The sequence below is a fragment of the Ideonella paludis genome, assembly GCF_018069865.1.
Lineage (GTDB): Bacteria > Pseudomonadota > Gammaproteobacteria > Burkholderiales > Burkholderiaceae_C > Ideonella > Ideonella paludis.
This window is the reverse complement of sequence record NZ_JAGQDG010000003.1, coordinates 524,752-550,642: the sequence shown is the minus strand read 5'-3', so window position 1 is coordinate 550,642 and position 25,891 is coordinate 524,752. Positions and strand designations below refer to the sequence as shown.

Annotated in this window: 10 protein-coding genes; all 10 read left to right on the top strand. The window is 65.2% G+C overall.

Annotated elements, in window-relative coordinates; genetic code table 11:
- Positions 1 to 22 precede the first annotated feature (22 nt).
- The 10 genes from KAK11_RS10220 to KAK11_RS10175 all read left to right on the top strand — a co-directional run bounded on the left by KAK11_RS10220 (position 23) and on the right by KAK11_RS10175 (position 25,864).
- Positions 23 to 5,560 (top strand): cadherin-like domain-containing protein, encoded by a 5,538-nt coding sequence (locus KAK11_RS10220; RefSeq protein WP_210808876.1) that lies wholly within the window; start codon positions 23 to 25, stop codon positions 5,558 to 5,560.
- A gap of 214 nt (positions 5,561 to 5,774) precedes the next feature.
- A complete protein-coding gene (locus KAK11_RS10215) occupies positions 5,775 to 10,037 on the top strand; it encodes a pilus assembly protein (protein WP_210808874.1) in 4,263 nt (1,420 codons plus the stop codon).
- 315 nt (positions 10,038 to 10,352) lie between these two features.
- Positions 10,353 to 10,799: a hypothetical protein gene (locus tag KAK11_RS10210; RefSeq protein WP_210808872.1), complete on the top strand. Its 447-nt coding sequence runs from the start codon at positions 10,353 to 10,355 to the stop codon at positions 10,797 to 10,799.
- Positions 10,792 to 11,298, top strand: a complete 507-nt coding sequence (locus tag KAK11_RS10205) for a hypothetical protein (protein WP_210808870.1) — start codon at positions 10,792 to 10,794, stop codon at positions 11,296 to 11,298. Before KAK11_RS10210 ends, KAK11_RS10205 begins: the two co-directional genes overlap by 8 nt.
- 413 nt (positions 11,299 to 11,711) lie before the next feature.
- Positions 11,712 to 11,930 carry a hypothetical protein gene (locus KAK11_RS10200; RefSeq protein WP_210808868.1) on the top strand — a complete coding sequence of 73 codons (219 nt, stop codon included), beginning with the start codon at positions 11,712 to 11,714 and terminating at the stop codon, positions 11,928 to 11,930.
- Entirely contained in the window at positions 11,927 to 14,437 is a 2,511-nt protein-coding gene (locus KAK11_RS10195; RefSeq protein ID WP_210808866.1) for a M66 family metalloprotease, read from the top strand. The genes KAK11_RS10200 and KAK11_RS10195 overlap by 4 nt, the downstream gene beginning before the upstream one ends.
- Before the next feature lie 101 nt (positions 14,438 to 14,538).
- The gene (locus KAK11_RS10190) at positions 14,539 to 15,339 is read left to right on the top strand and encodes a type I secretion C-terminal target domain-containing protein (RefSeq protein ID WP_210808864.1); all 801 of its coding nucleotides are present in this window, start codon (positions 14,539 to 14,541) and stop codon (positions 15,337 to 15,339) included.
- 28 nt (positions 15,340 to 15,367) lie between these two features.
- Positions 15,368 to 16,354 (top strand): type IV pilus assembly protein FimV, encoded by a 987-nt coding sequence (locus tag KAK11_RS10185; RefSeq protein WP_210808862.1) that lies wholly within the window; start codon positions 15,368 to 15,370, stop codon positions 16,352 to 16,354.
- A 97-nt stretch (positions 16,355 to 16,451) separates the two neighbouring features.
- Entirely contained in the window at positions 16,452 to 24,824 is an 8,373-nt protein-coding gene (locus tag KAK11_RS10180; protein ID WP_210808860.1) for an Ig-like domain-containing protein, read from the top strand.
- Complete coding sequence (locus KAK11_RS10175; protein WP_210808859.1) at positions 24,824 to 25,864, top strand: hypothetical protein; 1,041 nt, start codon at positions 24,824 to 24,826, stop codon at positions 25,862 to 25,864. Before KAK11_RS10180 ends, KAK11_RS10175 begins: the two co-directional genes overlap by 1 nt.
- The last annotated feature ends 27 nt before the right edge of the window (positions 25,865 to 25,891 follow it).

Sequence of the window (25,891 nt, the reverse complement as noted above, 5' to 3'; positions counted from 1 at the left end):
AAAAGCATAGAGGACCACGCCCATGAGCATCACCCCCATTGAATCCTGGATCCGCCCCGCGGACGAGCGCTTCAGCATCTATCAAGGGCACACGCAGCGCATCACGCCTGAAGATCTGGTGGGCAATGACACCGGGCTGAACGGCTCGGTCATCAGCCTGCGTTCGGTCGGCCAGCCTGCCCACGGCAGCCTGGTGCTGCACAGCGATGGCAGCTATGCCTACAGCCCGGCCCCGGGCTATGTGGGGGCCGACAGCTTCAGCTACACCGTGCAAGACCAGTTCGGCAACACCTGCACCGAGACCGTCCACATCAACGTCTGCCCGCCGGACCCCATCCCTGTGCCCAACGAGGCCCCGGTGGTGATGGACGAGTTTGTGAACGTGCAAGCCGGCACACCCGTCAGCGCCCATGAGAGCGCCCTGCTGGCCAACGACAGCGACCCCGATGGCAACCCGCTGAGCATTCAAAGCGTTGGCCAGCCCGCGCACGGCACACTCAGCCGCGCCCCCGATGGCACCTTGACCTACACCGCCGACGCCAACTATGTGGGCGAAGACAGCTTCACCTACCTGGTCAGCGACGGCCAGGGCGGCCTGACCCAAGGCACGGTGCACCTGCAGGTGGCCGCCAGTGCCAACCGCCCGCCGGTGGTGATGGGTGAAGAGGCCGCGCTGCGCGCAGGCAGCGCCGTGAGCGCGCCCGAGAGCCTGCTGCTGGCCAACGACAGCGACCCGGAAGGTGGCCCGCTGAGCATCGTGCCCACCGGCTACGGCCAGCCCACCCACGGCACGCTGAGCCGCGCTGCCGATGGCACGCTGACCTACCAGCCTAACGCGGGTTATGTGGGGGATGACAGCTTCACCTACACCGTGAGCGATGCCCAGGGCAACACCAGCCAAGGCACCGTGACCCTGCACGTCGGCCCCGGCATGGCTGCGCCCACCATCACCACGGTGGACGACAACGTCGGCTCCACCCAGGGCAATGTCAGCAAGGGCGGCAGCACGGACGACACCACACCCACCTTAGGCGGCACCGCCGAGCCGCTGGCGCGTGTGGATGTCTATGACGGCAGCACCTTGATCGGCACCACCCAGGCCAATGCACAAGGCCAGTGGACCTTGACGCCCAGCACCCCGCTGGCCGCCGGCCCGCACAACTTCCAGGTGCGCGCCACCGCAGCGGATGGCGCCCGTGCGGACAGCAGCCCCTATGACATCACCGTGGTGATGGACGCGCCCCTTGAGGCGCCCGTGGTGCAGCTGACGGACGACGCCAACAATGACGGCCTGCTGACCCGTGATGAGTTGGCTGGCGCCACTCGCGTCGACGTACGCGTGGACCTGCCCGACACCATCCGTGTGGGCGACCTGGTGGAAGTGAAAGACAACGCGGGCCATGGGGTGAGCAAGCGTGTGGTGCAAGCCGATGTTGACAGCGGCAGCATCGCCTTCGCGGGGGCCTTCCCCCTGCCAGCCTCGGGAGCCACTCTGGTGGTTACGGCTCAGATCACCGACACCTCCAACAAGGTGTCCCCTATGGCCGAAGACCGGGTGATCTTCAACGGCAACTTCTCGCCCATCGGCAGCGACGATGCGGCCCCGGTGCGCGCCCTGGCTGCGCCTGTGGCCACCTTCTTGGCCATGAGCCAAGACAGTGGCAGCGTGCTGCCGGGCGGGCAAACCTGGCGCACCTCGGACGGCGACGCCGGCCGTGGCGTGTACGGCTTGCTGACCGACTTGCTGGCCCCCGGCATGAAAGTTCAGGTCAGCAGCTCAGACCACCCCGGCGTGTGGTTCGACGCGGTCATCTCCGCAGACGGCCGCCACTGGACAGCCGTGGACGCCCAGGCCCACAACAAGGACTGGACCTACAACGCGCGCGTGGTGGACGCCAGCGGCCAAGCCGTCTCGCCCACGGTGAGCCAGGACGTGATCTATGAAGGCGGCGAGGCCAAGGCCCCGACCATTGAGGGCTTTGACGCCCTGCACTACAGCCCCTTCAGTGGCTATCTGCCGATAGACAGCCAACCCGCCATCGGCAGCACCACCGACGCCACCCGCCTGGCGATCAAGGGCCACGCCGCGAATGGGGCCGCCAGCGCCGGCAACACCATCACCGTGTACGACAACGGCACGGACCACCCGATTGGCAGTACCACCGTGCAAGCCGACGGCAGTTGGATCTTGGACCTGCGCGACAGCCGAGACTTCGCCAACGGCGGACGCACCCACAACTTCTATGCCCAAGAGACCAATGCCTCGGGCGAAGCCGGTGCCTGGTCCAACAAGGCGGACTTGAAGATCGTCAACCAAGCGGGGACCACAAAAGAGTCCTTCGCCTACATGGACCTTGCCGCCGCCAACAGCAGCGGAACGCACACCGGCAGCTTGGGCACCATTGATGGCAGCGTGGAGTTCACCGCCATCAGCTCGGACAAAACCAACAACGGTGTGGTGGACCGATCGGCCTCGGTCAACTCATCCTTTCATAGCCTCTGGTTCGGCGACAAACCCACAGGGTTCCACGGAGCCGCCGTGATGGTCAGCGAGGGCGCCAGCCTGACGCTGAACTTCAGCAAGCCCGTCACCGACCCCAACCTGTTCTTCCAGCAGCTCTCCGCCGACCTGAGCGTCACGGCCACCGACGCCAAGGGCAACACCTTCAACCCCACGCTCTACCAGGTGTCAGACAACGGCAGCTTGGGTGAGGTGAGTGGCAATCTGCTGTTGGGTGCCGGCAGGTACGGCCAAGGCCTGATCGGCCTGTCGGGGGACATCGTCAGCATCACCCTGACGCAAACCGGCAGCAGCAACCCCTATCTCTTCCCCTACTTTGTTCAGCTCGGGCAGCGTCTTCCCACGGTGGGCGTCGACCCCGGCGCGGACGACGGCAGCATCACCCCAGGGGCCCTGGTGAATGACACCCAAGGCAACGACGTGCTGAGCTTCGCCAGCCAGGCCGAGCTGGACTCAGCCTTGGCCCAAGGCCTGGATGCTGGCGCCGGCACCGACACCCTGCGCCTGAGCGGCAGCGACATGCGCTTGAACCTGAGCCTGCACTCCAGCACGCCCGGCGTAGCAGCCACGCTCAACAATGTGGAGCGCTTTGAGCTGGGCACCGGTGCGCGCAATACGCTGGAGATGAGCATCAATGACGTGCTGGCCCAAGGCCGAACCGATGCTTTTGTAGCCAATGGCAAGACTCAGGTCATGGTCAATGGCGACAGCAGCGACACCCTGAGCTTGACGCCCTTGGTCAGCCACGGTGGCGACGCCGGCCAATGGCTCCGCGTGGGCACGGTGCAGGTCAACGGCAGCAGCTATGTGGTGTTTGAGCACAGCGCCTTGCAAGCCCAGGTGCTGGCCCAACAAGGCTTGCGCGTGCAGGTGCCGGCCGAGCCCGGCACGCCTGCCGCCAGGGCAGACTTGCCCATCAACACCGGCAATGTGCTGGCCAACGACAGTGACCCCGATGGCCGCCAGGCTGACCTGCGCGTGGCCGGTGTCGACAACAACCCCAGTGTGACGCCCGGTGAAAACCTGGGCACCCGGCTGGCCGGACAGTACGGCCACCTGACCCTGAACGCCGACGGCAGCTACAGCTATGTGGCCGACAAGTCCTTTGGCCTCACCGCGCCGGCCGTGGATGTTTTTTACTACCTGCCCAAGGACGCCGAAGGCCAAAGCGCCGTCCAGCCCAGCCGCCTGAACTTCAATGTGCAGCCCGTGCAAGCCAATGTGGAGGCGGTCAGCGCCCCGGAGGCCGTGGTCGAAGGCCATGCCCTGACCTACACCGTGCAGACCAGCGACGCCGCCGTACCCACGGCCCTGCTGCTGGAGCTGATGAGCGGCACCGCCACCGTGGGCCAAGACACCCAAGGCCCGCTGCAAGTCAACCTGGGCCAAGGCTGGGTCGACGTGGCCGGGGGCTTGGTGACCCTGCCCGCCCAAACCACCAGCTTTCAGGTCCGCGTGGCGACGGTGGATGACAGCACGTTTGAGCAAGCCGAAGCCCTGAGCCTGAAGGTCGTCTCGGCCAATGGCAGCAGCGCCACGGGCGCTGGCAGGGTGATGGACAACGACCTGAGCGGCACGGCCAGCGGCACCGAGGACATGCCCCTGACCTTGAGCTGGGCCGACTTCGGCCTGAACCAACTGGCAGCCGCCTTGCCCAAGCTGATGATCTCTGCATTACCCGCCGATGGCCTGCTGCAACACGAGGTCGACGGCCGCTGGCGGCTGGTGCAAGTGGGCGAGGAGGTCAGCCGCACCGATATTGACGCTGGCAAGCTGAGATTTGTGCCCGACGGACAAGAATCGGGTGTCGATGCCTACCAGCGCAGCGGAGTGGGCAACAAGCTGTCTGACTATGCGCAGTTCAAGTTCACCGCCTACGGTGCCGACGGCAGCACCCACACGGACAGCACGATGACCATCGACATCGCGCCCAAGGCCGACCTGGGCACGCTGAGCTTGGCGCCGATGCAGACCAACATGGCCCCCAACGTGTCTGTTTTCACACTGCTGGTCGACGGCAGCTCGCCAGACCAAGACGGCAGCGAGCGACTCCTGGTGAGCTTTCGTGTCTTTGGCGAAGTCACTGTGGGCAGCGGCCCGGCGAACCCTTACTGGTCGCCGATGACGCCAGATGCCGACGGCCGGTATTGGGCCGCCCCCGGCACCCAAATCCAGGTTGCCGGCAAGCTCGACAACTTCGGCAACATGAGTTCGTGGTCGGTTGCGTTTGACCTGCATGTGCGCGAGGTCAACCTGACGGGCGACGTCTTGGACGAGGTCATCATCCCGGCGACGGGATCATTCGTCTCTGTCTGGTGGCAATGGACCGGCGGCTGCCCCCTCGTCCTCGACCTCGACGGCAACGGCGTGCAAACCGTGGGCCTGGAGCAAGGCGTGAACTTCGATGTGCTGGACGAGGGCCAGGCCAGCAACGTCGGCTGGACGGACGGCCGCGACGGCCTGCTGGCGCTAGACCGCAACGGCAATGGCCGCATCGATGACGGCAGCGAGCTGTTTGGCCAAGGCACCACCTTGGCGGATGGCCGCAAAGCGGCCGACGGCTTTGTGGCCCTGGCTGAGGCCGATGACAACGGCGACGGCCTGATCAATGCCCAAGACGCTGTGTTCGCGCAACTGCAGGTGTGGGTGGACGGCAACCTCGACGGGCAAACCCAAGCGGGGGAGCTCAAAGGCCTGGGCGAGCTGGGCATCGTGGCTTTCAACCTAAAGGCTGAAGCCGGCACCGAGGTGCAGCACGGCAACCTGCTGGGCTTGGTGTCCGACTACACCACCGCCGACGGCCAGCGGCACGACCTGGTGGACGTGTGGTTTGAGGCGGGGCCTACGGCCGCCGCGCCCCAGCCGCTGGCGGCGGCTGACCTGCTGCAGGCCCCCAGCCCGCTGGAGCAAGCCGCCGCCGCCGAGGCGCCCGCCACGGGCCAAGGCCCCAGCGCTGAGCAACTCGAGCTGGTGGCCCACCACGGACTGCGCCATACCGGGCTGCACCTCGATGCCCAGTTGCAGCACCTGATGCACTGAGCCCCGGCCCCAGCCACCCTGGCCCGTCATGGGGTCAGGGTCTTTCGGTGTGGCGCGCACAGGCCACACCGGGGCCGCCGCATGGACCTGACCCTGCCCCCAAACAAGACCCTCTGGACGCCCTCACGCCGCACCAGCAGCCACACGCTCCGCATAGGTTGGCCCCTCCATGAAAACGGGCTCCTCCTGCAAACCTCACCTTGGATCAAGCCACATGCACCCAGCCCTCGACACTTTTTGCCGTGCCATGGGCACCCGTCGTCCCTGGCAAGGCTTGGCCAAGCTCACGGGATTGGGCCTGCTGATCGGCACGGTGGTGTGGGTGGCCGCTCAAAGCCAGGTCACCAGTCCGATCGGCAGCTATCTGGAGTTGGGCGGCCAAGTCACCGGCCCAGCCACCTCGCCCACTCTGAACAGCACGCTGGATCTCAGTGGCAACGACCAAGTGCGCTGGACGAGTTACTTCCAGTCCAAGCTCGACGGCCCGCACGAGACCGAGGGTGTGCTGGACATTCCTCCCGGCCACACCTGGCTGGCGGGCAGTGTGCGCAAGCCTGCCAACGCGAGCATGCAGTGGTTGGTCAACGGCCAATGGACGACGACAGAGCCGGCCAACGGCAGTGCGGTAACGCAGGTGAAGTGGACCCTAGCGCCCCAAGCCAGACTGGTTGGCACCCGCAGTTCACCTACCGGCAGATACCTAGAGAGCCTAGGCGCGGCTTACCGGCTGATTCCCTACAAGGACCGCATGCTGGTGTCCATGAAAGACAGCCTCAACGGCGCTTTGAAGACCGGTCACCTCAAGTGTCGCCTCGTGACCAGCACCAATCAACCTTGCCCCATGGTCTGGGAGAGCGGTGCGGGATTTTTGTCCACAGAGGCCTATAGCTTTCCGGACAAGGAAGGGCAAATGATCACTCGTTGGGGCACGAGTTGGATCAGTTCGCCCGTGCCCCTTGAAAGCGTCAACTACGAGACCGGCGAGATGTTCATGGGCATGCAAAAAGCCGATGGCTCTGGCAACTACGTGGTGTGCTTGAACCTCGACACTCTGAGGCATTGCGGCCAATGGCGCTTGAGCCCCGCCAAGGAGGCCATCATCAATCTTGGCAGCGTTGGCAGCAAGTATTTCATGATGGTGGATAGCGCCGGGACCGTGGTCTGCTTCGACACCGCCTCCCGATCGGAGTGCGGGCGGCAAACCTACCCCAACGCCTACAACAACGAACTGTATGTGATGGCCACCCAAGGCTTGGTCTTGGCAGGCAAGTTGTTCATCTTCAATCTGCGCAACGAGAGCCTCGCCTGCCACGACAGTGCGACAGGTGCGCCTTGCTCGGGGTTTCCCAGCGAGGGTCGTGTGTTTGCCACGGACAGGTCAGGCCTTCACCCTTACCTCAATCGAGATGGCAGCCCACGCGGCGTTTGCGTAGGGAGTACAGACCAGGTTTGCATCGGTTTGAACGGCAGCGGGTTCAAGTCGAACCTCAACTACGCAGCCATCAGCGCTCAGTCCATGTACTTTGGCTTTCACAATTCCGACGCGATTGTGGGCACAAAGGTGTATCTGCGCTGGGACATGATTCTGCGTTGCTTTGACTTCGCCACCGACTCTGACTGCGGGCTTTACTACACCCCAGAGGACTACCGAAACGAGCCCCGCGGCCCCGGTTACTCCAGCACGATCAACACCACCACTGCGCGAGTTGACCCCACGAGGCCCAACTGCGTGCTGATCGTTGGCCCCAACGGCCAGGCGCATATGTTCGACCCCACCAAGACCGGAGGGCGCCTCTCCCAAAATAGCCCACCCCAAGCCTGCGACGGCGGCGGCGGCGGCAGCTTGCCCGAGCTGGATGTGTCTCCGGACCTCGCCATGCAGTGCGATGCGACGAGAGCCAGAGTCAGCGCCTGGGACAAAGTCCGCCTGAGTCAGGGCGTCGCTTGGGGGGGAGCAAATGGCTTGAGCGAAGTGAGGGTTACCCTCAAAACGCCAGCAGGTGCGCCGCTACCCGAGGTCCTCAAGCCTGTGCGGCAAATGCCATACAGCAGCTATCACCTCGACATCAGCGACATCCCCTACAGCGACTATCCAGCGCTCAAAGTCGCAGTGGAGCTGCGGACCTCCAGCGGCCAGAGCCCGGCCGGCAGTATCGGCGTGGATGTGACCTGGAAGGGCGACCCGATGCAGGTGTGCGTGGGCACCCAAGCCCCGCCCGCTCCCGACTGCCAAACCGTGGCCACGCTGAACGTCAAGTCCACACTTTTGGGCAGCAGCGTCAGCGAAGCGCTGACGGTCAGCAAGGTCCTGTCCCCCGGTGGCCTGAGCAGCGGCTTCTCGGCCATGGCGTCGCCCACCTCACAGCGCGCGGTACTCAGCGACAAAGGCCCGCGAGACCCCAAGACCTCGGTGGTGCAGGGCCGCTGGGCGCTGCAGCAGTTCAGTGGCGACTTGTGGGCCTTCGGCTTGACACCCACAGGCCAAATTGACAGCTCGGGCTATCTCTCGGCCCAGGCTGCCACCGCGGCGCCCGATGCGCGGCCCATGTTCACGGCGGGTGTGGCGGCCAATGGCGTGCAGCCGGTGCAGCCTTTGACGTGGGCCAACCTGAGCGCAGGCCAGCAAGCCGCGCTGAACCAAAGCTTGTCAGGCCAGGCCGACACGCTGGGCGCCGCGCGCCTGGCCTATTTGCGCGGCAGCGACGGTGGCTTCAGGCCTCGCGGCGGCAAGAGCCTGGGTCCGGTCATCAACTCCAGCCCGGCCGTGTTGTTGCCCACAGCAACGCTGAGCCTGAACGAGCGCAGCTACCCGGGCTACACAGCCTATCGTGCTGCTGTCACGCGGCCCCACCCGATCGCCTTGTTTGGGGGCAATGACGGTGCACTGCATGCCTATGAGGTGCGCCGTGGTGAGCTGCGCGAGGCTTGGTCGTTTGTGCCGGATGTGATGCTGCGCCGCGCGGCGAACTATGCGGACGCGGACCTGGCGGGGATTCGCGCCAACCCTTTCTTTGTGGACAACATTCCGATGGTGGGCCATGTGAACGCGGGGGCGGCTCTGGGCTGGCGCGCGGTGGCGGTGATGACTTATGGCCGCGGGGCCCGCGCCATCACGGCGCTGGATGTGACAAAGGCGGACTTGGGCCAGGGCGCGGGGGTGCTGTTTGAGTACAGCAATGTGAGTGACCCGGCCTTGAAGGACTTGGGCTACATCATCAGCCAGCCGCTGAGCAACAACGCCTTGGTGTCGCAGCAGTTGGTGCAGTTGGCCCACGGTACAGGTGCCCATGCCGGCCGCCGCTCTGCGGTGCTGGTGGGCAATGGCATCCACAGCAATGACGGCAACGGTGGGGCCGCGGCCAGCGGAACGGGCAAGGCGGTGCTGTATGCGTTTTACCTGGACCAAGACGGCGCAGAGCGCTGGCAGCGCTGGGCCGTGGATGAGCTGTGGGCCGGTGCGGCCAGCGAGCCGGGCCTGAGCGTGAACAACGGCTTGAGCACGCCCACGCCGGTGGATGTGGACGGCGATGGTCGGATCGACCTGGTGTATGCCGGTGACTTGCAGGGCAATGTCTGGCGCTTTGATGTGCGCAACCCAGCGGCGGCCCGTGTGACGCGATTGTTCAAGACCGAGGCCCAACAGCCCGTGACACAAGCCCCGTTTGTGACGGCCAACCCGCTGGCCGCCGGCTGTGGCTCGGCCGATGCAGATGGTGCAGACGCAGAGGCGGGCACTGCAGCCAAGCGCTGCTGGCAGGTGGTGTTTGCCACGGGGGCGGCCATCTCGCCGCTGCAGGGCTCGGCCAATGTGGCCACGCAGTCAATCTACGGCGTGCTGGACAAGGGCACAGGGGCCACGGTGGCAAGGGGGCAGCTCACGAGCTTGCCGTTTGCCCTGAACCAGGTGGTCAACGGTGTGGAATACCGCGCTTTGCAGCCCACCACGGTGGACTACCAGGGCGGCGCATTAGGCTGGGTGCTGGACCTGCAAGCCTTTGAGCATGGCGTGGGTGCGCCACGGGTGCAGCCGACGGGCTTGGTGATGTTCTCGTCGGTGCGGCCGGTCACGCCCGACCGGGCGGTGAATGTCTGCATTGGCCCGCGCTCTTGGCTCAATGAGGTGGACCCGCTCCATGGCTACAGCGCGCTGGTGCCGTTTGACATCAATGGCGATGGCCAGATCAACGCCCAAGACCGGCTCAACCCCGACAGCGCTCAAGCCCTCAGCCCTGCGGGCATGGCGGTCAGCGGCGGGCAGTTTGGGCCGCCAGCCGTGCTGCAAGCGGCCTCTACCCAGGCGCAGCAGATGTCGCTCTTGCTGCCCAGTTTGGGGCAGGACACCGGGCAGGCCAATTCGTGGTCGGGCGGCCCCGGCCAAGGTGGGGGCAGCAGCCCCGCGCCAGGCTCCAACAGCACCGCCTTGACCCACGCCAAGCCGGCCAAGCTGGGCCGCATGACCTGGCGCGAGGTTTACTGAGTTTTGAGATTTAGTCGCAGCGATGATTCTTTGCAACTTGTGTCAGGTGCGCTGCTCCGTGCCGCTCACCAGCCCCAGAAGAAGCAGGATTGCTGCACATAACGCAGGGAAAAACACTGCACAAGGTATGCCGAGATAGTTACGTATTGCAACAGTGACAGCCTTCCAACCCCCCTAGAAGTGGGGATAAATTCCGTGCCATGTTGTGAGTTGATCTCGATAATTCATAGCAATTCATCCGTTAGCTCTCATTTTTGAGTAAGCGCCGCGGAATGTGCTGGTGACCCTTGAGCTGTACCGTCTACCAACCGTCCTATGAAGCCCTACGCCTTTTGTGCCCCGCTGGCCCATGTCTTGAGCAAGCCCTCGCTGATGCGACAGGCGCAGCTGACCCTAGACCCCTTGAGCTTGGGGCCGCTGCTCCAGGCGCTCATGCACTCAGACACCCTGAGCGTGTGCGGCAGCACCAGTGGCCGCTGCGGCGACCGGGTGACCGTGCTGGTGAACAACCTCCCCGTGCGCGGCTCAGTCGATGAGCGGGGTCGCTTCGCCGTGGCGGTGCCGGTGGCGCAACTGATGGCCAAGCGCACGCCGACCTTATCGGCGGTGGTCATTGCCACCGACGACCAAGGCACGCCCGCCGTCGCGAGCGGCAGCCTGACGCTGCCGGCCGCTGAAATGCGCAGGGCCTGGGCCCACCGCAGCCGCGCCGGCCTGCACCTGGCCGCCACCGCCTGCTTGGCCGGGGTGAGCCATGCATAAGCCTGTTCAGCAGCCCGTATCGCGCCCCTGGCTCCAGGTGGTGAGCCACCGCCTAGCAAGGGGCTGGGCCGCCTTGCGCAAGCTTCAAGCCCAGCGCCGCGCCAGCCCCACCGCACAACCCAGCCCAGGCGCCGTCAGCATGGCAGCAGCCGCTCAGTGCGAGGCCTGGCTGGACATGGAACAACTGGTGGACTTTTACATGGCCCTGGGCATGACCAGCGCCGCTGTGGACACCCTGACCGAGCACCTGAAGGCAGCAGACTGGGCCGGCCCGCTGCCCTACCTGAAGCTGATGGAGATCCATGCGCAAGACGACAACCGCAATGCCTATCTGCTGACCAAGACGCTGCTGGAGCAACGCTATGCCATGGCCGTGCCCGATTGGCCCCGCGCCGTGGCGAGCGCCAGCCGGCCAGCGCGTCTGCAAGGCACGGCGCCTGGCAGGCCGCGCCCGGCCAAACTCAGCCCCCGAAACAGCACCCGCAAGGTATCGCTCTAAACCACCCCAAACCCCTTTCAAACCGGCCCCTTGGTAAATTTCCAAGGGGCCGGTTTTATTTTGTATCGCCTTCATGATTGACATTTATTGACCCTGACAAAAAACGTCACCCACCCCTGCACCACGGCTGCCAAAAATTGTCAGACACCTGCAGATTAATGCCCATGCAGAGGGATTTTTCAAGCCGGAAGACAAATACCCAAGCTGGCATGAATCTAGCTTAGTTCAACGCATCTCCATTTCCACGCTGCGAGCGCCCTGATGTTGTTGATCTGACCGCCCATCTCCTCTGAAAAGCCACTCTGACAGCCCATGTCATTGCCAGCAAGCCTGGCGACGACAGGGCGGAGTGCAGCCGCCCACATTTGAATCGAAATTATTCGAGGCCCCGTCACGTCTGAGGATATTAAAACATGCGCCATTCATTCCATTTTGAAATATCACCTAAATCACGCCAGAAAACTCGTCGGGCGGCTTTGGTGATTTGCGGATTCACCGTACTTTTGGGTTTGCAGGCCTGCGGTGGTGCAGCGCCAGAAACCAGTGGTCCCACGGCGGCCGATTTGCAAAAAGATTGGTCTCACCAAGGCGACGACCAACACCTCATTCACCCCAAAAAGGCGCCCCAATGAAACGCACTCCCTTGATCTTCGTGGGCGGCGCTGCCGCCCTTGGCACCGTGGCACTGGCCGCCACCTTGGCCGTGGTGGGCTTTATTGATGACCTGCCGCTGCCTGTGCAAGGCACCGGCACGCTCAAAGGCGCGGTGCAGTTGGCGCAATCGCATGCGGTGATGCCGCGCGATAACGATGCCATGAGCCTGCCCAAAACCGTGCAGGATCGGTCTGCCCTGGTGATCTACAGCCCCAATGCGGCCGATGGCGCCTTGCGCAGCTTGAAGCTGACTGCGCAGGTCGGCACGCAGGTCTTGGGCACCTTGGAGATGGCGCCACCGCCCAAGTTCCCGAAGTCCGATCAGCACAATGTGAGCGACACCCAAGTGGAGTACGCCACCAAGGCCTGGAGCGTCAACTTGCCCTGGCACTGGGTGAAGCCAGGCCTGACCTTGCAGATCGCCAGTGACACAGGCTTGCAGCAGACCGTCTCCAACATCGAGATAGGCGCGCCCTCCGAGCTAGTGTTGCAACACATTCGGGTGGGCATGCTGACCCGCCCACCCGGGGCCACGCTGTTAGAAACCAACCCAGCCTTGGCTGCGGTGGACTACTTCCAAAAAATTCCTGTCTCCCGCTTATTGGTGTCGCAATACCTGCCCGTGCAGTTCAACCGCGTGACGCTGCCCGATGGCACGGTCTACACCAAGGCCAGCCCCAGCGCCGCCGACGTCCATAGCGGCGACATGCGCGAACACATCGGCAAGGCCTTGGTGTCGGTGGGCATCAACTTGGCCAACTACGGCATTCACAGCTCACCGGGCAGCTCGCAGAACCAACCGGGCTACTACGCCCAGGTGGTGGTGCACCATCAAAAAGGCAACTACACCAGTGGGGTGGTGAGCCACGGCTTGAGTGGCGGCAATGGCATGGCCACGCTGTGGGACACCACCGGCAATGAGTTCAGCCATGAGTTAGGTCACAACTTTGGCCTCGGGCACTACCCGAATGGATTCGCAGGCTCGGTGCACAGCCGTCAATCAGGCTGGGGCTACGACGCCTATCGCCATCGCATGATCGGCAATCTGGAGTGGGGCCATAGCGAGGCACGAGAATTCTTTGGCCAGCCCGTGGGCCGCTTTGCCTCCAGACCCTATGGCTTTGACGCCATGGCCGGCGGCGGGCCGATGGGGACCGTCTCGCGCTACACACAGCACACGGGCTTTGCCGCCAACTGGATTCAAAAGGCCCTGAGCAGTTACGGCGTCGTCGATCTCAGCAGCAGCACGGGCTGGCGCAAGTGGGACGAGCCCAGCAAGACCATGGCGGTGCTCCATGATGCCAACCGCCGCAAACCCACCGCTGTGGTGCGCGACGGCGTGCTGACCTTGGTGGGCTATTACGACCCTCAGGGCACTTTGCCCAGCACGATCTACCCGGGCCTTTGGGGCACCTATGGCATGACCTATGCCTCCGAGCAGGTCGCGCCCACGAGCAATGCTTGCCGTGTGGTGGTGCAGGGGGCGCCAGGCAGCAGCCCTTGGGTGGCAGCGCTGGCAGCCTCGCGACTGAACAGCGCGGAGATGAACAAGTTCCACATCAATGTGCCGCTGAGCATGAACCCGAGCAGCGCGACGGTGGAGTGTGCCCGCTCAGGCAGCTGGACCCGCCTAGCCAGCGCCACGCTGCAAAAGCCGGCACAGTTCAAGCCGGTGTTGACGGAGGTCGGCCGAGCCGAGGGCTATGCCGCCATGGCCCAAGAAAACGCCGGTCTGAAGAACCTGGTCGGCGCCGCGAACCTGCCGCTGAGCTCGCTCAACGAGCTGCGCTCTAACCTCCAGCACCACAGAGGCCCGATCCTGGCCTGGCGCGCCAACGACGTCAACGCTGAGGGCGGCCGGGTGTATGAGTACGCCAACCCCTACAACGGCGACACCGAGTTCTTTGTGCTCAAGCGCAGCGGACCTTATGGCTACTTCCCGACCAACAAAACGAGCAACCACAGTTGGAAGTTCCTGGGCACGGCCTCTGAGGTGGTCAACCCTCAACCCAACCCTTTGACCCTGCGCCAACAAGCGCAGCCCACTGCCGATGCCGCCGTACTGAGCTACTACAAGGCCAGCAGCCTGGCCCCATGGAGCGGCAGTGGCCGCGGCACGGTGGGTGCGGTGTATGTCTATGACAACCCCTACACCCAGCAGCGCGAGTACTTCCAGCTCAAGACCTCGAACTACGGCTACTTCCCCATCAACCAGCAGTCCAACCGCCATTGGGACTACTTGGGTAATGCCCGCGGCATTGAGCAAATCCTGCGCACCCGAGATGAGGCCATCCTGGATGCCGCCGTCCTGCAGTGGTGGGGCAAGGATCAACTCTTCTCGTGGGGCGAGGGCGGCACCTCTGGCCAGCCCGGCTGGCTCTACAAGGGGGGTGGCGACTACTTCATGCTGAAGAGTCGGGCCTATTGGTACTACCCCACCAACCGCGCTGACAACGAGGACTGGAAGTACCTCGGCAGCCAATAAGCCTGGACAAAGTGAGGCGGGCCCGCAGCCGCCTCACACCCTGCACCGCCCCAGCACATCGGATGAGTTCGAGGCCCCACCACGTCTGAGGAGTCTGACCCATGAATGCCCCTCTTTATCTCCAAACCCTGCTTCAGCGTGCGCAAGAGTGCAGCACGCCCAAGCCCGCAGAGCAGCCGCCCCACGGGCTCACTCTGAATGAATCGGCGGAGTTTCTGCTGCAGAAGGTGGCCTGGGATGAGGTGATCGCCTTGGGTCAATCGACGGTCTTTGGCGCCACCGAGGAAGTCTCTATGTGGAGCAGCTTGGCAGAGGACTGGAACGCAGCTCTGCCCCCACAGCCAGTGCTCAAAGACGTCCAGATTGAGGGCTCGATGGTGACCATGACCTTTGACAAGCATTTGCCTGCGGGTCATGAGATTCCTGAGATCCGCCTCAACGGCCAGCGTGCCGAGCTGGTGGTCTTGGACCGCGAAGCACTGACCCTGGGTTTTGACACCGCACCCGACCTCGCCTGCCTCTTTGAAAGACAGAACAACGTGAACTTAAGTGACGACACTGACAAGGTGTGGCTGAGCACCGTGGGCTTTGCCCTCAGCGACGGACTGATGGTGTGTGACCCCGTGGCGCAGCCCGAGCGGGTGCAGGACTTCCTGCTCGGTGAGGACCAGTTGGTGATCACCGACTTGCTGGTGGACGTGTGGGCGCCCGGTCAAAGCCTGCAGCCCTGGTTGGACTTCACCCAAGAGGGCCTGGACGGCGTGCTGCGCGTGGACGAATCCGGTCAAGGGGATTTCAGCCAAGCCCTGCACATGACCTTGGAAGACTTCTATCGCCACAACGCCCACATCACCAACTTGAGCGCAGACGACCTGCGCCAGTTGGGCGGCTTTGACCTCTGACGCAGCCCTAACGCCTGGAGACACCGCGATGCGGCACTCGATAGCTTTGCCCTGGATGGCGGCCGCCCTGATGGGCGCTGCCACACACGCCCACAGCCTGGAGATGGGCCCGGTCACTGCGCACGCCGTGATGGGCGAGCCACTGCGCCTGGAGATGCCTCTCCACCTTTCCCCGCGCGAGCGGCTGCGGGCCGATTGCGTGACGGCCGATGTGCAAGTCGGCGAGCGCCTGCTGAGCGGCGCTGAGGTGCCGGTGGCACTGAGCCCCACTGGCGCAAGCCGCACCTGGCAGCTCCAGATCAAGACCCGCGACCCGATCACCGAGCCCGTGCTGGAGGTGACGATCAGTGCGGGCTGCCAGCAGCGCGCCTGGCAAAAAATGACCGTGCTGGCCAGCCCGCCAGGGGCCATGTCTGTGCCCCAAGTTCAGCACGTGAGCGAGCAGTGGGAGACGAGCTTCAAAGCGCCTGCTGCCCCACCCAAGGCCTGGGCCGCAGTGCTTGCCCCCTGGGGGCCCACCTCCGCAGGCAGGGCGCAGGCCAGCCCTGCAGGCTTGAAGCTGGATGCGGAGCCCACCCTCTGGTCTGGCATGGCGGAGCTGCCCTCCAAGTTCTCGACCCAAGTAGCCAACCTGGAGCAGGCCATTTCCGCCTTGCGCCACACCCAAGAGAGGGCGCGCGCAGAGTTGAAGGACTTGGAGCAGCGATGGGAGCGGGCGCAAGCCGACAACGAATGGCTGCGCGGCCTGAGCGCGGCAGTGCTGCTGTTCGTGGCCATCGCTGGGCGCTTGCTCTGGCGTACCCGCCCTACCGGCTTGGCCTCTGCGCCGATGCTGGCGCCGCTGCCTGAACCGTCCACCCTTGAACGCCAAGAGGACTTTTACTTTGCGCTGGGACAGGCCCATGCGGCCGGGGGCGGCGCCGTCACGGGCCTGCCAAACGGGCCGCTTCCAGCGCACACCTCCGACTGCTCCCACCCGGCACCCGCCCCCGAACGCTGGTTTGCCCGGGCCTGAACGCCCCGCAGCACCCCAACCAGCGCCTTGCTAGCCCACGTTGTTTTCAGCCCCCGCTGAAACCCCGCATCAGCCGCCCCAGATTGAGAGCCTTGCCATGAAGAACGCCCCGTCCTCCAAACTCACGACCAAGAAGAGCCTCGTGCCCGCCGCGCTGGCCGAGAAGTTCATCGAGCTGCCCGCGGCACTGCTGAAAGCTGACAAGAACGCAGCCGCAGCAGCGGCAGCGGCAGCATCAGCTGATAACGCGCAAAGCGTGGAGGCCGCACCGGCGGGCGCACTGAGCTACACCAACGCGTTGCTGGAGTCGTTGGCCTCTGCGCCAGCCAGCGGCGCACGCGGCCGGGCGCCCGGCGCTGCTGTCAAGCCCAGCATTCAAGTCGATCGATTGACCGCTGACAACGTGCTCAATGCCCAAGAGGCCGAGGGCATGGTGACGGTGACCGGCAAAACTTCCGGCGCGCGCGTGGGCGATGCCGTCACGCTGACAGTCAATGGCGTGACCTACAGCGCCGCGGTCAGTGCCTCCGGCGAGTTTGCGGTCAAGGTCAAGGGCAGCGACCTCGCCGCCGACAGCGACCACAAGATTCAAGCCAGCCTGCAAACCACCAGCAGCGCCGGGCAGACGCTGCTTGCCAGCAGCAAGGGCCCTTACTACGGCGTCGTGGTCGACGCACCCAAACCCACCATCCAGCTGGACAGCATCACCGCCGACAACGTGCTCACGGCAACCGAGGCCCAAGGCAGCGTCGTCGTGAGTGGCGTCACCACCAACGCTCGATGGGGCGACAGGGTCTCCCTGACGATCAACGGCGTGAGCTACACCGGCAAGGTGGGAGCAGGCGGCAAGTTCTCGATCAAGGTCAATGGCAGTGATTTGCTGGCCGATGCCGATCACCGGGTCGATGCCCAAGTGCTTGCGACTGACTCGGTGGGCAACACCGGCACCGCGACCGTGCTGGGTGCTGCCTATGGCATCCCTGCGCCGGCGCCGGCACCCACGCCCACGCCCACGCCCACGCCAACGCCAGCGCCTGCACCAGTTCCTGCACCAGTTCCTGCACCAGTTCCTGCACCAGTTCCCGCGCCAACGCCTGCGCCCGCGCCAAGCCCGATCCCAACACCGGCGCCCACGCCCGCACCAGCGCCGGTTCCAGCGCCTGCGCCAACGCCGGCGCCTACACCCACGCCGGCACCGACGCCTGTGCCCACTCCGGCACCCACTCCAGCACCGACGCCTGCGCCTGTGCCTGCGCCTGTGCCTGCGCCTGCGCCTGTGCCGGCTCCCACTCCAGCACCCACACCGGCTCCAACCCCTGCCCCTGCGCCGGCCCCCACTCCAACGCCTGTCCCGGCGCCTGCTCCCACGCCAACGCCCGCACCTGTACCGGCGCCGGCACCCACGCCGGCCCCCGTACCGACGCCTGTCCCCACACCTGCGCCCGCCCCCACACCTGCGCCCGCCCCCGCGCCGGTACCGACACCCGCGCCAGTTCCCACACCGACACCCGCGCCCAGCCCGGTCCCCACGCCCACGCCCACGCCCACGCCCACGCCCACGCCCACGCCCACGCCCACGCCCACGCCCACGCCCACGCCCACGCCCACGCCCACGCCCACGCCCACGCCCACGCCCACGCCCACGCCCACGCCAACGCCAGCGCCAGCGCCAGCGCCAACCCCCGACGCACCACCCGCACCCGCGCCCAACACAGGGCCGGCCCCCGTGGCGGCCATCAGCCTGCACGCCATCAGCCCCGACAACGCCTTGAGCCGGTCTGAACAGCAAGGCATGGTCGCCATCACCGGCGCCACCGCCGGCACGCGCGCCGGCGATACGGTGACCTTGACCATTCACCACAGCCGCTATCAGGGCACGGTGGACGCCAAGGGCCGCTTTGTGGTGGACGTGCAAGGCAGCGACCTGGCCGCCGACGCGGACCAGAGGATCGAAGCCACCGTAGTGGCCAGCACCGCCGAGAGACTGACCAGCACGGCCAGCACGCAAAGCAGCGTCTATGGGCGCTCCGGGGTCAGCCTGGGTGCTCTCTCCGGTGACAACGTCACCCATTTCGGTGAACCCGTGTCCTTGTCCGGCACCGCAGCCCCAGGCGCCACGGTGACCCTCAGCCTGGGCGGCGGCCACACCCGGCAGCTCACCGCCGACGCCGGCGGCCAATGGAGCCTAGCCGCCACCACGGCCCCTGCCACCACGCGCTATGTGTGGCTCTATCAGCAAACCCCTAACGACCCCTACAACGCTTGGTCGGTGGGCGAGGTGGTGGTGATGAGCGGCGGCGTCAACGTGGCCGCGGGCAAGCCCGCGACGATGTCATGGAGCAGGGCCACCACCACCGCCCTGACAGACGGCAACTTGAGCACCTATGCGGAGGTACAAGGCAGTGGGCGATGGATGCAGATCGACCTGGGACAGGCCGTGGCGGTCGACAGCATTCAGGTGGCACCGCGCGGCGATTGGCCCTGGCGGCTGATCGGCACGCAAGTGGTGCTCTCCAACACCGACGCCGCCACGCAAACGCCCAGTGCCATGCTGACCCTGGCCGAGAGCAGCTTGCTGCCGCGCCTCACGCAAGCCGCCACCACCACGCTGCAGGTGCTACCTCTTGAATCGGGCACGCACTCCATCATGGCCAGCAGCCTCAATGCACAAGGCCAGTTGGACAGCGACGTGCAAATCATTTCTGTAGGCCCCAAGAATGCGCTCTACTTAGCCCTCGACCCCTTGACGGGCGACCAGCACATCAACGCCCGCGAGGCCGCTGGCCTGGTGACCCTGACCGGGGTTGCGGCCAACGCCAAGGCGGGCGACCTCGTCACGCTGAGCGTGAACCAGACCCGCTACCAAGGCGCGGTGGATGCGAGCGGGCGCTTTGCCATTGAAGTGCGCGGCAGTGACCTCGTGGCCGACGCCGATCAGCGCGTGGACGCCACCTTACGCAGCACCACAGCAGCAGGCCAGGTGCTGACCCAGCAAGCCAGCAGCGCGCCCTACAAAGTAGACACCCAAGGGCCGAATGCCACGCTGCGCTTGGACGCCGTCACGGCAGACAACACGATCAACACCGCAGAAGCTGCAGGACGCGTCGCGCTGACCGGCAGCGGCACCGGCGCACGCGCAGGTGACCGGGTCAGCCTGCAGGTGAACGGCGAAAGCTATCACGGCACCGTCCAGGCTGATGGACGCTTCAGCGTCTTGGTCAAGGGCAGTGACTTGGCGGCAGATGCGGACAAGCGCGTGGACGCCACGTTGGTGGCCAGCGATGCTGCAGGCAACACCAACAGCGTGACGGCCATTGGCGCAAGCTATGTGCTGAACACCACCGCACCTGCAGCCACGTTGCGCTTGGACGCTGTCTCGGCGGACAACGCGTTGAGTGCGAGTGAATTGGCCGGCAATGTGACCTTGACGGGAACAGCCACCAACGCCCGCGCCGGCGATGCAGTCAGCCTGACCATTAACAAGGTGGTTTACACGGGCAGCCTGGACGCGGCCGGGCGCTTTGCCATCGAGGTCCAAGGCTTCGACCTGGCCCAAGATGCCGACAAACGCATCGACGCCACCTTGGTGGCCAGCAATGCAGTGGGCAACACCAGCACGGTCACAGCCGCCAGTGCCGTCTATAGCGTCCCCGCCGCAGCGCCCACCACGCACGCCACCGTGGGCTACGGAGACCCCATCGTCTTGAGCGGTGATGCGCAAGCACGTTCTACCGTCAACATCAGCCTGCCCGACGGCAGCACGCGTCAAGTGCAGGCGGACAGCGCCGGACACTGGAGCACCACCGTCACGGCCGCCCCGCCAACAGCACGCTATGTGTGGCTCTACCAAGCCACGCCGCATGACTATTACAACGCCTGGTCGGTGGCCGAGGTCTCGGTGATGAGCCGTGGCGTGAACGTGGCGGCAGGCAAGCCCACCACCATGTCCTGGGCCACAGGCAGCACCACCGCCTTGACCGATGGCAACGCTCGCAGCTATGCCGAAACCTCGGGCAACGGGCGTTGGGTGCAGATCGACTTGGGCACAGCGATGCCGGTGGAGTCCATCCAAATCACGGCGCGCCCCAACTGGAGCAACCGCGTCGAAGGCACGCAGGTGGTGCTGTCCAACACCGATGCCAGCACCCTGCCACCCATGGCCATGCTGAACCTGCCGGGCGCTTATGTGAGCGCGCCCTTGGCCAACGCCAATGCTCAGACCTTGAGCATGATGCCGCTAGCAGAAGGACCGCTGAGCTTTGGCATCACCTCGACACTGGCCAATGGCAGCAAATCGCTCACCACCCAGGTGTTCACGCTGGACGGCACCCCACCGGCCAAGCCGCTGCTGACCCTGGCCGAAGACACGGGCATGAGTGCCAGCGATGGCATCACCGCCAATGGCACCGTGGAGGTCCGCCTCGATGGTGGCCAGCGGCAAGCATGGTCCTTTTCGCTGGATGGTGGCAAAACTTGGCTGCCTGGAGAGGGCACGAGTTTTGTGCTGCCCGAGGGCCGCTACGCCGCCCAACAGGTGTGGGTCAAGACCAGCGATGCGGCGGGCAATGTGGCCCTATCGACCTTGCCAAAAGCCATCGAGGTGCAGAGCAAGGCCTTGTCGAGCTGGATAGAGACCGACCTGCATGCCTTGGTGCCCGAGGGCCTGCCCCTGACGGACACCACGCCGACGCTGCACGGCCAGTTGGGGGCCGCATTGGCCGCTGATGAACGCGTCGCCGTCTATGTAGACGGGGTGTTCAAAGGGGCCGCCAACGTGATCGGCAAAGACTGGTCTTACGACTTTGACGCCCTGTCCCTGCAAGCCCACCGAGTCAGTTGGCGTATTGAGGGCCAGACCGCCAACGGATGGGTGAGCAGGTCTGCGGACCACTCGCACACCTTGACGGTCGTGGCCCCAGGAACACCGGTCTACTTCAACCGGGCCGATGTCGAGCGCGGCCTCACCTTCAGCGGTGAAGCCGAGCCCTTTGCCAAGATTCGGGTCTCACTCGGCGACAAGGTCAATGCGGTCGTGACCGCCGATGCCCAAGGCCGCTGGAGCAGCAGCTTCTACAAGCAAGAGTCGCTGTATGGCCACAGCATTCCCACAGACCCTGACCCGCTGGTGAAGATTGAGCTGATGAACGCCACGGGCGCGATGGTGAGCAAGCCGCTGTATGAGCAGCAAGTTCATATCGACACCAGCAGCCCTGTGCTGACGGGCAGCAGTGTGCACAGCCTGGGTGACTCCACGTCTCTGGCGCCTGGGCAGCGCGTGAGCCTGACGCTGAACTTCAGTGAAGACCCGGGCCAAAGCTTCAGCCTCAACAGCCTGCGCTGCTTTGGCGGCACGCTCAGCGAGCTTTCGGGCACCGGCCAGCAGCGCACGGTCACCTTCACCGCCGGTGCGGTGACCGTCGCCACCGAGGCGTTTGTGGAATTGCTGCGTGGTGAGTTGAAAGACCCTGCGGGCAATCCCAGCCCCAGCGCCCAGCGCTGGGCCTGGAACTTGCCCCTGGACAGCCAAGCGGCGCTTCACCCCAGCAGCCAGCACTTTGAGGTGAGAGCAGGCAAAGCCGTCAGCCTGGATCTGCGCGATCCGGGCGTCAACTTAGACAGTGCCGATTGGCAAGTCCGCATCAGCGGCGTGCCTGCAGGGGCCAGCCTCAGCCATGGCGTGTTGAACCAAGGCACCTGGACCGTGGCAGGCCGCGACTTGGCGGACTTGCGCCTGCTCACCACCGACAGCCAGCAGGGCCGTGTGACGCTGACCACCACCTATGAGCGCAAAGACGCCCTCGGCCGCTGGCAGGCCGTGTCGCAAGCGCGCATCCATGGCGAGATTGATGCGTGGTTGGGTATTGAGGATGTGAACGAGGTGGAGGACTTCTCCAATTTGGGCCAGTTGGAAGAAGCCTGGAACCTGGGCTTGACCGGCCTGAGTGGCAAGGGCATCAAGGTCGGCATCAACGAGGGCACCAGCGTCAACCTCTATGACACTGCAGCCTTCGACATGGGACGCGTAGAGGCAGGCACCCATTTCGGGAACAACTCCGGCCACCATGGGCATAACACCGGCCTGCGCATGGCCGGCTCTTTGACAGGCAGCTTCACCGGCCCGGCCTATGACTCCACCATCAAGTGGACCAATGGCGATGTCAGCGGCCTGGATGTCACGAATTGGAGTGTGGCGACCAGCGGCTTCCTCAACAACACGTGGAATCTGTCGGTGTGCACCACAGGTCGGGGCGGCCTGGGGACGGTGTGGGTGATTTCTGCCGGCAACGATAACGGTTTGGATAACACCGCCATGAGCGTGGATACCAAGAACCCCATCGCCATCGCTGCAGCCTCGCTGGACAATTTGTCAGGTCAACATGCGGGGTTCTCGACATCCGGGCCTGCGGTGTGGGTGGCCCATGCGGGCTGGGGTGGTACCAGCTATGCCAGCCCCGGCTTGGCAGGACAGGTGGCCTTGGTGTTGCAAGCCAACCCGGGCCTGGGCGTGCGCGACGTGAAGAACATCCTGGCTCAGGCCGCCACCTACTTGCCCACTGACACGCCCACGAAGGGCTTCGGCATGAATGGCGGCGACACCTTCAACGGTGCAGGCTTCCACTATTCCAATGATGTGGGCTTTGGCTCCAGCAATGTCTACAACGCAGCGCGCCTGGCCAAAGATTGGCTGCGCCAGGGCGAAGCCAGCACCCTGCAGCGCGGCTGGGAGACACAGTCTGCCGTCGCCCAGACCACAGCCACCAGCATCTCGGCCAGCGCCCGCACGGCCACCACGGTGAGCATCACGGTGACCGACGATGTGCGTCTGGAGGCCTTGCAGTTGCGCCAGTTCTTGAACAGCAGCAGCTTCGACAAGATGCGGGTCTGGATCACCTCGCCCGCAGGCACCACCAGCGAGCTGACTGAGGGCAATGCCTGGATCACCAAGGTCAATGAGACCTTTGATCTGACCACGCACAAGTTCTTTGGCGAGTCGAGCAAGGGCACGTGGACGGTGCGCTATGAGCACACCCAAGATGTGTCGGCCCCCTCGACCTTGAGCAACGTGAGCCTGAAGTTCTTCGGCGATGTAGCCCCCACGCTGGACCGCTATGTCTACACCGACCAATTCAACACGCACTTCGCAGCGGCTGATGCCGCCACGCAGAAAAAGATGCTGTGGCTGACGGATGGTGATGGGGGCACGGATGCGGTGATGGGCTCGGCCATGAACACCAAGATCGAGGTGGACCTGGGCCGCGGTGGATCAGTGAAGTTGCTGGACCGCAGCATCGGCATCTTGGGAGGCGCCGTCATCGAGAACGCCTTTGGCGGCGATGGTGATGATCTCTTGATCGGCAATGCGGTGCGCGGCAGCGTGCTGGGCGGCAATGCCGGGGATGACACGCTGATCAGCCGCGGCCATGGCAGCCGCTTAGAAGGCGGCGAGGGCTTGGACACCATCTGGCTGCAGCGTGGCGACACCGCGCTGGGCGGTGAAGGCGCGGATCGCTTCTTCTTCTATGAGCGCCAGCTCTCGTTCGCCAATGTGGGCGAGTTGAAACGCTCGGTCTCAGACTTTGATGCCGCCCTGGACTCGGTCTTCAAGGTCGATGCGCAAGGTGCGTTGCAGGTGGCCCGCTTTGGAAACAGCGGCGAGCTGCTGCGCTGGGACGCGGTGGCCGACACCAGCGTGCTGGCGGAGTTCGCCGCCATGCGCACCGCCGCCAAGGGGCCGGTGCTGATTGACATGACCGTCTCGGGCTCGACAGTCGGTTTGGTGTTTGACCAAGCACTGGCCACCGAGCCCCTGGACGCGCGCGGCTTCTCGCTGGGCAGCCAACAGGCGCAAAGCGTGAGCAGCGCAGACAACGTGCTGAACCTGGGCTTTGGGCAGGTGATCGGCTCGGGCGTGGTGCATCTGAACTTCGCGACCGATCAAATCCACAGCGGGCTGGGCCTGGGCTTTGATGCCAACCATGTGTGGGTGGGCACCAGCGGCCACGATGTCATCGATGCCAGCGCACAAGCCAATGGGAATGTGCTGTTCAGCCATGGTGGGCATGACACGCTGCTGGGCGGCGCGGGTGCCGACACGCTGTGGGTGCAAGGCGCCGACGGGGGCAACAGCCTGCGCGGTGGCGCCGGCGCCGACACCTTTGCGTGGAACGCCCCCGCGGGCACGGCCCAGGCCTTTGCCCAAGGCCAGGACGTGGTGTTGGACTTCAAGCTGGGCGAAGACCGCCTGATGCTGACCGACTTGTTTGCCGACGTGGTGGAGACACAGAGCATCGACCAGTGGCTGCAGCTCTCGCGCGAGGGGAATAGCGCGGTCTTGCGCGTTGACGACGACGGTGACGGCCAGTTCGACGCCGGCTTCAGCATCAAGCTGCAGGACTTCTACCTGCAGAACCCCACGATCTCCACCCTCACCTTGGAGGAGCTGCGCCGCCAGGGCGGCTTGGAGGGATGATGCAGGCCCGCCTCGTCCTGGCGGCTGGCCTGCTGTGCAGCGCCACGCAGGCCTGGAGCCTGGACTTCAGCGCCGAGGCCTCCAGAGCCCAACGCGGCGAGCCGCTACAGCTCAATGTGAGTGTTCAAACCGAGCCCGGGGAGACGCTGAGGCCTGAGTGCATCAAGGCGGACATCGTGGATGGCGAGCGTTTGCTCTGGGGCCCGGAGGTGACGGTGCGCCTCGACGCGGCCGGCGCCGAAGGGCACTGGCATGCGCTGCTGGAGACCCGCACCCCGATCACCCAGCCGCAGGTCAGGGTGACGGTCAGTGCGGGCTGCGACAGGCGCTTGTGGAAGCGCTACACCCTCAAAACCTTGCCCTCGCGCGATCCGGTAGCGCCCCGCGCCCACAGCACCCCGCCTGCACAGGAGCCGACCCTGATCGACTCTGAGGGCTGGGTTGTGGCAGGCGCCGCCGTGCTGCTGCTCGCTGCGGGTCTGGCCTGGCTCACACGCCACCCACTGGCGCGGCCTGGCCGGCCGATGGCCGCCCGCCTCTGCACCGCAGCGCCCGCCAAGCGCCCGCGCCCATCGGGCCAGGCACGCACCGCCACGCCACCAGCCCGCCCCGCCACCCCGCCGCCGAGCCCTCACGCGCCGCCGCCGCAACCTGCCGTCACGCAGCTCACGCGAGGGCCGGCACGCCCCGCGCTTGTGGAGCCCGAGCACCAGTGGCCGGAGGTCGAAGAACAAGCCAACACGCTGGCGGCCCAGGGTTTGCTCGGCACGGCAGTGGAGCTGGTGCTGAACTATGTGCGCAGCGCACGCCGAGCCCATCTGATGCCGTATCTGAAACTGCTGCAACTGCAGCGGCGACGCGGCGACCGCGCCGCCTTTGACGACACCCGCACTTTGCTGGAGCAAAACTTCAAACTGCATGCACCGACATGGTCGGGGCGACGACAAGCCTGTGCTGAGCTGCCCGAACCCTCTGACGGGCCTGCGGCTCCGCAGCCAGAGGCCACCGAGACGCCAAAGCGGCCACTCATGACGGGCTGACGGCAGTTCATCGCGGGGCTGCGCATG